We start from the raw sequence: 10,848 nt of genomic DNA on the forward strand, positions 1-10,848 counted from the left end.
AAGGTCCGTTCATGCCACTTTTCGGCGGTTTGGGCTACTTCGAGGGGGCCGGGGAGACGGGGGCGGACGGCGCGGGGGCGGCGGGGGCCGACGGCGCGATATAGGTGTCCATGTCGGTGATCTTCCACTTGCCGTCCTGGAGCTCGGCGTTCAAGTGGAGCTGGGCGCTGCCCGCAGAGGTCTGCTTGGTGTCGGCGCGGGTGGAGCTCTGGTCGATGAAGACCATGACCTTCGCCAGGTCGCCGTTGAGCAGGATGACGCCGCTGCGGGTCACCTTCGACGTCACGATCATCTTCTGCGTCGGCGCGAGTCGTTTGACCTCGCCCATGAGCTTGTCGTACTTGCCTCGGACCTCGTCGCCGACGAGCAGGTCCTTGGCGGCGTTCTCGGTCTTGGCGATGTCATTGAAGTCGTAGGAGAACAGCGTCTCGGCGGCTTGCGACACCTGGTCCTTGACCTGGGCTGTCTTCGCGACGTCGAGCAGCGCGGTGTTGCTGGTGGCGGCGGAGACCTCGTTGGCGTTGATCTTGAAGATGACCGCGGCCCCGGCCAGCAGCAGGCCGACGATGACCAGCAGCGCCGGAAGCAGGTACGCCTTCTTCGCGAGCGAGGGCTTGGCCGTGACTTCGTCGGCGGCGACCTCGGCTTCGGCCTCTTCGACGTTCGTCGGCTTGCGGATGCCGCCGTCCCGCAGCTTCGGGCGCGGGCTCGGCTTCGACGCCGCGGGAACGTTTAGCCCGCGAAACGCGCTCGCGTCCGGCTCGGCGGCTTCGGGCTCGTCGGGCTCCTCAACTGCGTTTAGCGGGCTAATCGCGCTTGCGTCCGCGGTGGCCTCGGGCTCAGCGGGGGCGACCTCGACGGCGGGGAACACGCTTGTGGGCGTCTCGTCGGCGGGCGGCGGGGCGGGCTCCGGGTCGAACGGGTTCGGCCGGGGGTTCGGCCTGGGGGCTGGGCCCGGGGCGTCACCGGACGGCTTGCGGGTCCCGGCCACACGGGGCCGGCGCACCGGCGGGGTCGAGCGGGGCTGACGGCGGGAGGGGGGCAAAACGAACTCCGTTCTCGGGGACTACTGGCCCGCGGCGACGAGCGGGACGTCGCCGATACCGGACAGCTTCCACACCTGCCCGCCGTTCTCGTCGATCCTGCTCATCTGGACCTCGAGCCGCAGCGACTTCGTGCTGTGCTGCGCGCCCTGGGTGAGGTCGGTGGTGATGGCGGCGAGGAAGTTGGCCTTGCCCTCGTGATCGTTGAGCTCTTCCACGGCGATGTCCTGGATCGTGGTCTTGACCTTGGTCTTCGCGGTGTCGAGCGACTTGCGGTAGGTCGGCTCGAGCGAGGTCAGCTGGTCCCGCATCTTCGGGTCCGAGACCTCCTTCTGCCGCGCGAAGAAGGCGTCCATGTTCTCGAAGTCGACCTCGGTGTACGCCTTGACCGCCGCGCCACCGACGCGGACGACGTCCTCACGGGCCGACGCGAGGGCGGCGTTGTCGTCGCTGGCCGAAACCCACCACTGGATGCCGAACACCGCGGCGGCGATCAGCGCGGCCAGCGCGAAGGCGGCCGAGCCGAGCAACACCCAGCGCGGTGGCTGCCCGGCCGTCGTCTCGTCGGAACTCATAACACTCCAGGGTAGATAACGGATGTCAGCTCGCTGTTCAGCGAGGTCAGGATGGCAGTCCGAACAGCTGGGCCAGGCTCGCGAGGCTGACGCCGGGACTGCCCGCGATACCCGGCACGCCCTTGATGGCCCGTTCGTCCGCGAGCTCCTGCGCCGACCGGCCGGAGTTCGCCGCGACCTCCTGGTCCGACGGGACCACCGGCACGCCGTTGAACGGCGCGTTCTGCGAGCCACGGACGTTGATCGGGCTGCCCTTGGGCTCGGCGCAATACGCGTCGGACTTCGGGGCCCGCTGGCTCAGGTCGTTGCCCGGCCGATACTCGTCGTAACCGATGTAACCCTTGGTGCAGGACGGCGGGTTGAACAGGTTCAGCGCGAGCCCGAGGTGCGCGGTGCCGTCCCCGGGGGCGACGGTCTGCGCGCCGACGGCCAGCAGCGGATAGGTCACCAGGCCCTGCTCGATCCCGTCGAGCCGGGTCACGACCAGATTCGACGTCGTGAGCAGGTTGGCCGTCAACGCCCCCAGGCCGGGGCCGGATTCGGCGAGCACCTGGCTGATCTGGTCGGCCACCTTCGGCGTGATGTCGATCAGCTTGCGGATGTCCCCGTCGGACGACTTGAGCTGCCCGGTGAGGTCGTTGAGGCTCTTGCTGAACGACGCGAAGTTGTCGGCCTCGGCGTTCTGCGTGTTGAGCACCTTGCCACCGGCGTCGAGCAGCTGGACGGTCTGCGGCAGGTACTGCTGCGCGGTCTCGGTGAAGCTGCGCGCGGTGTCCAGCAGCCGCTGCAGATCCGGCCCGGTGCCGCTGAACGCGTTGTACGACTCGTCGACGACCGTGCGCAGCGAATCGGTGGGCACCGACGCCGCGAGGCTGTCCAGGTCGCCGATGACGCGCTCGGTGCTGACCGGGGTCTTGGTGTGGTCCGCCGCGATGACGGACCCCTGCGCGAGGAACGGGCCGCCGTCGCGGGCGGGCTGCAGGTCGACGAACTGCTCGCCGACCGCGGACCGGTTGGCGACCACGGCCTGCAAGTCGTCGGGCACCTGCGGCGCCTTCGGGTCGATCTTGAGGTCCGCTTCGAGCCCGGTCTTGGTGAGCCGTAGCTCGCCGACCCGGCCGATGTTGTAACCCCGGTAGGTGACCTCGGCGTTGGTGAAGATCCCGCCGGACTCCTTCAGCTCCAGCTTGACCGTGTAGCCGTTCTGGCCGAACACCTCGCCGAGCCCGGCGAACCGGATCAGCGCGTAGACGATGGCGACGATCGAGATGATCACGAACGCCACCAGCTGGAACCGCGTTTTGCGAACCAACATCAGCCAGCACCCCCCGAGAGCAGATTCAAGATGCCGGCCGGACCGGTCTGACGAGGAGCTGTCGAGCCCTGCCCACCCGACTGCTGCTGGCCGCCGAGCAGCGGCAGCGAGAGCTGGCCCGGGAGCGGCAACGGCGGTGGCTGGTTCGCCTGGGCCCCTTCGACCCCACCGGTCAGGCCCGGGATCGGCAGGATCCCGTCGAGTGGGTTCTGCCGGCTCCGGCCGAGGTTCGCGAGGATCTCGTTGAGGTTCAGGTCGACCTTCGCGTACAGGTTGAAGTAGTCGCCCTTGACCCCGTCGTACGCGGCGTCCGTGAACGGGAACGTGAGCAGGAGTTCGAGCGCCTTCGGCAGGTCGGAACCCGCCTCACCGAGCTTCTGCAACGTCGGCAGCAGCGCCTTGAGGTCCGCGACGAGGTTCACCTTGCTCTTGTTGACGGTGTCGATCGCGACCCCGGACAGGTTCTGCAACGCGTTGAGCATGGTGACCAACTGGCCACGTTGCTGCTCCAGCACGCCGAGCCCGGGCCCGATGTTGTCGACCGCGGTGACGAGTTTGTCCTTCTGGTCGTTCAACGTCATCGACAGCCGGTTGAGGCCGTCCAGCGCGCGGGTGATGTTGCCGGACTGCTTGTCCAAGTTCGTCACGAGCTGGTTGGCGTTGTTCAGCAACGCCTTGAGGTCCGGCTCGCGGCCCTCCGTGGCGTTGTTCAGCTCCTTGGTGATGGTGTTGAGCTGGTCCACCCCGCCGCCGTTGAGCAGCAGCGAAAGCGCGCCGAGAACCTCTTCGACCTCGACGCTGCGGTTGGTCCGGTCGAGTGGGATCACCGCGCCGTCGGCGAGGTTGCCCTGGCCCGTGGCGGGCGCGCTGAGCTGAACGTACTTCTCACCCAGCAGGCTCGACTGGCGAAGGTTGGCCAGCGCGTTCGCCGGGAGCTTGACGTCCCCGTTGACCCGCAAGGTGACCTCGGCGTTCCAGCCGTCCGGGGTCAGCCCGATGCTCTCGACGCGGCCGATCGGCACGTCGTCGACCTTCACCCCGGCTTGCGGGGTCAGATCGAGGACGTCCTTGAACTGCGCCTTCACCGTGTACGGGTGGTCACCGAGGTCGGCGCCGCCGGGAAGCGGGATGTCGTAGATCCCGCTGAACCCGCAGCCGCCGAGCGTCAACGCGGCGACGGCGACCGTCGCGATCAGGGCCTTGGTGCGCATCACTTGGCCGCCGTTCCGTAGAGCTGCCCGGAAATCGGCAGCGGCAGAGCGGGCAAGGCACCCCGGCCTGAAGCCTCGATGACCTGCGCGATCGACGGGATCGGCACCAGCCCGTCGACGAGCCCGGCGACGTTCTTGCAGGCGTCCCCGAGCACGTCGAGCGCGTTCGGCGTCTGCTTGAGCAGGTTGCAGACCATCACCAGCGGCGGCTGCGTCAGCTCGTTCAGGTTCGCGCGGGCGTCCAGCGTGCCGGACGACGCGTTGTAGGTGTTGGTCACGTTGCTGAGGCCGACCGGCGCGACGTCGAGGATCTCGGCGAGCGCGCTTCGCTGGTCCACCAACACCTTCGTGACACTGGCCAGTTTGTCCACATTGGACTTGAGCCGGTCGCGGTTCTTCTCGATGAAGTCCTGCACCGAGGTCAGCGTGGTGCCGAGCTGCCGCACGGTGGCCGCCAGGTTCTGGCGCTCCCCGGAAAGGAACCCGCTGACGTCGGCGAGCTGCTGCTCGAACTTCCGCACCTGGCCGTCACTGTTGGCGAGCGTGGTGGAGAACTGGCCGAGGTTCGTGATCGTCGCGAACAGGTCGTCCTTGTTACCGGACAACGTTCCCGCGGCCTGGCTGAGCTTGGTGATCGTGTCGTTGAGCGCCTGGCCGTTGCCGTCGAAGTTCTTCGCGGCGGTGTTCAGCAGGTCCGACAGCGCGCCGTTCTTGTTGGCGCCGTTGGGGCCGAGCGACTCGCTGACCCGCGAGAGGCTGGCGTAGAGGTCGTCGACCTCCAGCGGGACCTGCGTGCGGTTGAGCGGGATCGTGGCGTTGTTCGTCATCCGCGGGCCGCCGGTGTAGGCGGGCGCGAGCTGGATGTAGCGGTCGCTGACCAGCGAAGGCGAAATGATCAGTGCCTGTGCGCTGGCGGGCACGGCGACGTCACGGTCGTAGGCGAACTCGACCTTGACCTGCTTGCCCATCGGCTCGACTTTGTCGACCGTGCCGATGTCGACACCGAGCATCCGGACGCTGTTGCCCTCGTAAAGCCCGACAGTGCCGGCGAAGTACGCGGTCAGGTGGTTGCGGTTGCCGTCCTTCAGCGTCCACCACAGCGCACCGGCGACCACCAGCGCGAGCACGATGGCGATGGTGAAACCACGGGTCAGTGTCTGTCCCAAGCGAGTGCTGGTCATGGTTTCGCGTAGCACCCCTCTTCGTTGATCGGGCCGAACGAGGGCAGCACCAGACCGCAGATGTAGTTGTCGAACCAGCGCCCGTTGCCGACGGTGTTGGTGAACACCCGGATGAACGGCGCGAATTTCTCGATGCCCTGGGCGAGCGAGTCCTGGTTGCGCTGGAGCATCGACGTCAGCTGGTCGAGCTGCTTGAGCACCGGGTCCAGCTGCCCGTCGTTGTCGTCCACGAGCCCTTGAAGCTGGGTTGCCAACTGCTGGGAACCGTTGAGCAGCGCGGTGATCGCCTGCTTGCGCTTGCCGACCTCGTCAAGCAGCTTGTTGCCGTCGTCGAGCAGCTTCTGCACTTCGGCGTCCCGGTCCACCAGCGTCTGGGACACCTGGCGGGTGTTGGCCAGCAGGTTCGACAGCTGTGAGTCACGCGACGCGATGGTGTCGGAGAGCTGGGAAAGCCCGCTCAGCGCGCCCTTCACGTCGGTCGGGGTGTTCGCGAAGGTCTGCGAGATGACGTCGAAGCTCTTCGCCAACTGAGTGGTGTCGATGTTGTCCACGGTCGTCGACAGGTCGCGGAACGCGTCGAGCACGTCGTACGGCGCCATCGTGCGTTCCCGCGGGATGGTGACGCCAGGGTCGAGGTTCTTCGCGCCCTGCGGGTCGAGCGCCAGGTACTTCTGGCCCAGCAACGTCTTGATCTTGATCGCCGCGCTCGTCTTGTCGCCGAGCCAGGCGTTCTTGACCTTGAACGAAACCTTGACCTTGTCGCCGTCGAGCACGATGTCGGAAACCTTCCCGACCTTCACCCCGGCGACGCGCACGTCGTTGTCGGTCGTGAGCCCGGCCGCTTCGCTGAAATCGGCGGAGTACGTCGTGCCGCCACCGACGACCGGCAGGTCCTCGGAGTTCAGCGCGGCCACCATGCCCAGCACGATCACCACGATGCCGATGAGCGCGATCGGGACGGGATTGCGTTTCTGGAAGCTTTTCATCCGCCACACCTGGCCCGGTTGACCGGCAGTAGCGGGAGGTCGATCGGCGCGTTGATCAACGGCGGCAACGAAACACTCCCCTGGAGCTCACAGGCGAAGAAGTTGAACCACGAGCCGTAGTCCGCGGTCCTGGTCAACGCGGTCACCTTTTCGGGGAGGAACTGGATGAAGTGCTCGACGATCGCCTCGTTGTCGTTGAGGTTCTCGGTCAGCTTGCCGAGCGCGCCGATGTCGTTCTTCAGCGGTGCGCGGGCGTCGCTCAGCAGGCCGGACGTCGTCACCGCAAGGGTGCCGAGCGACTGGATCGCGTCCCCGATGGGCTTGCGGTCCTGCGCCAGTCCCGAGACCAGCTGCTGCAGCTTGATGATGAGGTCGTTGAGCTGCGGGGTGTGCGCGTTGACGGTGTCGAGCACCGAGTTGAGGTTGTCGATCACCTGGCCGATCACCTTGTCCTTGTTGGCGATCGTGGTGGTGAGCGACGCGGTGTGCGCGAGCAGGCTTTCCACCGTGCCGCCCTCGCCCTGCAGGACCTGGATGACCTCGTAGGACAGCTTGTTGATGTCCTCGGGGTTCAGCGCGGTGAACAACGGCTTGAACCCGTTGAACAGCTCGGTGAGGTCGAGCGCGGGCGTCGTGCGCTCCAGCGGGATGTTGCCGCCGGGCTCGAGGATCTTGTTGGGGTCGCCGTCGCCTTGGGCGAGCGAGACGTAGCGTTGGCCGACCAGGTTGCGGAACTTGATCTGCGCGGTGACACCCGCCGGGAGCTTGCGGCCGGAGTCCACTTCGAACTCGACCTCGGCCTGGCGCTTGTCGACGATCTTGACGTCCTTGACCTGCCCGACCCGGACCCCGGCGATGCGCACGTCGTCGTTGGCCAGCAACAGGGTCGCGTCACTGAACCGCGCCTTATAGCTGTTGGTGCTCGTCGTGTTGATGTTCGCGATGCTGATGCCGAGGACGGCCGTGAGCAGCACGGTGACGACGATGAAGATGCTGAGTTTGATCAGCGGTGAAGCGAGACCCCTCATTTCACGGTCACCTCCGCCCCGCGATACAGCGGGCCGACCAGGAGACTGCTCCAGCCCGGCACGTCAGCGGCGTCCATTCCGATCTGCGGTCCGATCAGCTGCGACAGGAAGTCCTTCTCCCCCGCGCTGTTCGCCGGGTTGCCACCGGCGGCGCCGCTGCCGTTGTACCCGCCCGCGTTCGCGGCCAGGTTCGACGGCAGGAGCCCGTCGTTGACCGACTTGGCGGGCGCCTTCGGCGTCGAGCCGTCCTGGATCGGGCCGTCCGGCGGGTTCTGCGGGAACGGCACGGGGAACTGCTTCATGTCGTAACACCTCGGACCGCGCTTGTCTTCGAACTTCGGCTCGTCCTTGCCGGCGAGGTACGGCCCGCGAGTCGTGGTGATCTCGATGGTGGCGTGCAGGCCCGGGTGGTCGGTGCCCTTGCCGAGTGCCTCGTCGATCTTCGGCACGGTCTGCGCCATCTGACCGATCACGCACGGATACTCCGGCGCGTACTTCGCGAGCAGCTCGGCGGTGGGCCTGGCCGAGTCGGCGAGCCGGATGATGTTGCTCGAGTTGGCGTCCAGGAAGGACTTGAGGTCGATGGACGCCGTCGTCAGGTTGCCGTAGAGCAGCGACAGGTTCTGCTGCTGGTCGACGACGGTCCGCGTGGTCGTGCTCAGGTTGTCGAGGCTCTGCACCAGATCCGGCGCCGCGCCGGAGAGGTTGTCCGAGAACGTGGTCAGCGCCTTCAGGTCCTTCTCCAGCTGCGGGACGTGTGGGTTGAGATCACCGACGTACTGGCCCAGCTGGGACAGCGTCTCGCCGAGCGGCTTGCCGCGGCCCTGCAACGCCGTCGAAATGGCCGTCAGGGTGCTGGACAGCTTCTGCGGCTGCACGGCCTGGAGCACCGGCAGCAGATGACCGAGGGCCTGCTCCAGCTCGACCGCGCTCGTCGTCCGGTCCTGCGGGATGACGTCCCCGGTCTGCAGGGTGCGGGTCGCGGGCTGGTCCGGAAGTTCCAGCGAAACGAACCGCTCACCGAACAGCGTCTTCGGCAGGAACCGGGCCGAGACGTTCTCCGGGATCAGCTGCGCGGACTGGGGATCGAGCTTGAGCGTCAACTCGGCGCCCTCCGACGTCGCGGCGATCTCGCCGACCGAGCCCACGATCAGCCCGCGCACCTTGACGTCCGACTGCTTGAGCAGCTGGTTGCCGACGCTGTCGGCCTTGAGCGTCACCGTGACGAACGACGAGAAGGACTTGTTGTACAAGGCGATACTCAGCGCGATGCCGCCCACGAGCATGCAGACGAGCAACAGGCCCAGCAGCCTTTGCCGAATCATCCAGCGATCCTCACCGTTACGTCGGTTCCCCAGATGGCGAAACCGATGAAGAAGTTCACGATCGAGACCGTGACAATGCTCAGCCTGACGGCTTTACCGACCGCCACACCCACTCCGGCCGGCCCACCGGTGGCCCGGTAGCCGTAGTAGCAATGCGACAAAATAATCAGAACGCTGAATATCAGGACTTTTATGAACGAATAGAGAACATCCTGTGGCGGTAAGAAGAGGTCGAAGTAATGGTCGTAGGTACCGGCGGACTGGTTGTAGATATAGATAACGACCAACCGTGAAGCCAGATACGAACTCACCAGCCCGATCACGTACAACGGGATGACCGCGACGAACCCGGCGATGATCCGCGTGGTCACCAGGTACGGCAGGCTCGGCACGCCCATGACCTCGAGCGCGTCGATCTCCTCGGAGATCCGCATCGCGCCGAGTTGCGCGGTGAACCCGGCGCCGACCGTCGCGGACAGGCCCAGTCCGGCGACCAGCGGCGCGATTTCCCGGGTGTTGAAGAACGCGGTGAGGAAACCGGTGAACGCCGAAGTGCCGATCGAGTTCAACGCCGAATAACCCTGCAGGCCGACGAGCACACCGGTGAACAGCGTCAGGCCGACCATGACCCCGACCGTGCCACCGATCAGCGCGAGCGACCCGGAACCGAAACTGACTTCCGCGAGCAGCCGCATGATTTCTTTGGTGTAGCGGCGAAGTGCGCGCGGAGTCCAGGCGAGCGCGCGGATGTAGAAGGACATCTGGTCGCCCAGAGTGTCCAATGTGTCCAGTGGGCGATGGGCCAGCCGCTTGGCGCCCTGGGTGAAGGAAGACATGTGACTAGTCCAGCTTTCCAGGAACGACCTGCAGGTAGATGAGCGTGATCACGAAGTTCACCACGAAAAGCATGAGGAACGTGATGACCACGGCCTGGTTGACGGCGTCGCCGACGCCCTTCGGGCCGCCGGCGGGGTGCAGGCCGCGGTAAGAGGCCACCACCGCGGCGATGAAGCCGAAGATCAGGGCCTTGATCTCGCCGACCCAGAGGTCGGGAAGCTGTGCCAGCGCGGAGAAACTCGCCAGATACGCGCCCGGGGTCCCGCCTTGGAGGACGACGTTGAAGAAGTAGCCGCCGAGAACGCCGATGACGCTGACCATGCCGTTGAGGAGCAACGCGACGAGCATCATCGCCAGCACACGCGGCACGATCAGGCGCTGCACGGCCGAAACGCCGAGCACCTCCATCGCGTCGATCTCCTCGCGGATCGTCCGCGCGCCGATGTCCGCACAGATGGCGGAGCCACCGGCACCGGCGACCAGCAACGCCGTCACCAGCGGGCTCGCCTGCTGGACGGTGGCGAGCACGGACCCGGCGCCGGTGTACGACTGCGCGCCGAGCTGACGCGCGAGCGAGCCGAACTGCAACGAGATGACCGCGCCGAACGGGATCGCGACGAGGGCGGTCGGCAGGATCGTCACGCTCGCGATGAACCACGACTGCTGGATGAACTCACGAAGCTGGAACGGCCGCTGGAAGAACCCGCGGATGATGTCGAGAGCAAGGGCGAAGAGGTTCCCGGTTTCCCGGAGCATGCCCATTCCGGGGACCTTCGCCGGCGAAGCGGGTGAGCTCACGCGCCACCCTGCCCCGGATCACGCGGTCGCGTTCGGTGGGATCCGCCCGGTCCCGGACCACCCTGCCACCCGGCGTTGGGCAGCTGCGCGATCTGTTCCACGGGCAGTTGGCCCTGGTGCTGGTTCGGCGGCGGGCCCGGGTTGGGACGCTGGTTGCCGGGCGGCGGGACGGAGTTGCGCTGCCCGGCGTCGACCAGCATGTGCGGCCGCACGTTGTAGCGGCGGCGGTCTTCGTCGGTGAGGGACTCGATGATCCCTTCCTGCGCGGCGGGGAGCAGCGTGTGGATGATGCTCATCACGCGGTCCTTACGACGGCGGACACCCTGGCGCTCCGGCAGCCCGGGACTCGGCTCGATCTGCGGCACCACACCGCGGATGTCCTCACCCGGCGAGCCGTCGAGATGCCCGGCGTCGGCGTCGGCTTGTTCGCGCGCCATCTGCGCGGAGTCCTTCTCTTCCGACATCCCGATCGGGCCGAGGCGGCGGCCGTTGAGGAACTGCTCGACGACCGGCTCCTCACTGGTCAGCAGCACCTCGCGGGGCCCGAAC

At 66.7% G+C, this 10,848-nt stretch carries 10 protein-coding genes and 1 pseudogene; all 11 read right to left on the minus strand.

Annotated elements, in window-relative coordinates; translation table 11 throughout:
• Window positions 1-34 precede the first annotated feature (34 nt).
• Entirely contained in the window at window positions 35-1,006 is a 972-nt protein-coding gene (locus tag VGP60_RS32175) for a hypothetical protein (protein WP_327551922.1), read from the minus strand.
• Between the two features lie 60 nt (window positions 1,007-1,066).
• Window positions 1,067-1,618, minus strand: coding sequence for a hypothetical protein (locus tag VGP60_RS32180; protein ID WP_327551923.1), 552 nt, complete (start codon window positions 1,616-1,618; stop codon window positions 1,067-1,069).
• Between the two features lie 46 nt (window positions 1,619-1,664).
• A complete protein-coding gene (locus VGP60_RS32185) occupies window positions 1,665-2,933 on the minus strand; it encodes an MlaD family protein (protein WP_327551924.1) in 1,269 nt (422 codons plus the stop codon).
• Window positions 2,933-4,144 (minus strand): MCE family protein, encoded by a 1,212-nt coding sequence (locus VGP60_RS32190; RefSeq protein WP_327551925.1) that lies wholly within the window; start codon window positions 4,142-4,144, stop codon window positions 2,933-2,935. Before VGP60_RS32190 ends, VGP60_RS32185 begins: the two co-directional genes overlap by 1 nt.
• A complete protein-coding gene (locus VGP60_RS32195; RefSeq protein ID WP_327551926.1) occupies window positions 4,144-5,325 on the minus strand; it encodes an MCE family protein in 1,182 nt (393 codons plus the stop codon). The genes VGP60_RS32190 and VGP60_RS32195 overlap by 1 nt, the downstream gene beginning before the upstream one ends.
• The gene (locus VGP60_RS32200; protein ID WP_327551927.1) at window positions 5,322-6,311 is read right to left on the minus strand and encodes an MCE family protein; all 990 of its coding nucleotides are present in this window, start codon (window positions 6,309-6,311) and stop codon (window positions 5,322-5,324) included. Before VGP60_RS32200 ends, VGP60_RS32195 begins: the two co-directional genes overlap by 4 nt.
• Complete coding sequence (locus tag VGP60_RS32205; protein WP_327551928.1) at window positions 6,308-7,339, minus strand: MCE family protein; 1,032 nt, start codon at window positions 7,337-7,339, stop codon at window positions 6,308-6,310. The genes VGP60_RS32200 and VGP60_RS32205 overlap by 4 nt, the downstream gene beginning before the upstream one ends.
• The gene (locus VGP60_RS32210) at window positions 7,336-8,664 is read right to left on the minus strand and encodes an MCE family protein (protein WP_327551929.1); all 1,329 of its coding nucleotides are present in this window, start codon (window positions 8,662-8,664) and stop codon (window positions 7,336-7,338) included. The genes VGP60_RS32205 and VGP60_RS32210 overlap by 4 nt, the downstream gene beginning before the upstream one ends.
• Window positions 8,661-9,500 carry an ABC transporter permease gene (locus VGP60_RS32215; protein WP_327551930.1) on the minus strand — a complete coding sequence of 280 codons (840 nt, stop codon included), beginning with the start codon at window positions 9,498-9,500 and terminating at the stop codon, window positions 8,661-8,663. Before VGP60_RS32215 ends, VGP60_RS32210 begins: the two co-directional genes overlap by 4 nt.
• Window positions 9,501-9,504: 4 nt before the next feature.
• Window positions 9,505-10,257: an ABC transporter permease gene (locus VGP60_RS32220; protein WP_327551931.1), complete on the minus strand. Its 753-nt coding sequence runs from the start codon at window positions 10,255-10,257 to the stop codon at window positions 9,505-9,507.
• 38 nt (window positions 10,258-10,295) lie between these two features.
• A pseudogene (locus VGP60_RS32225) lies at window positions 10,296-10,848 on the minus strand (ABC transporter ATP-binding protein); the annotation flags it as partial.

It is taken from the genome of Amycolatopsis sp. (assembly GCF_036008905.1).
GTDB lineage: Bacteria > Actinomycetota > Actinomycetes > Mycobacteriales > Pseudonocardiaceae > Amycolatopsis.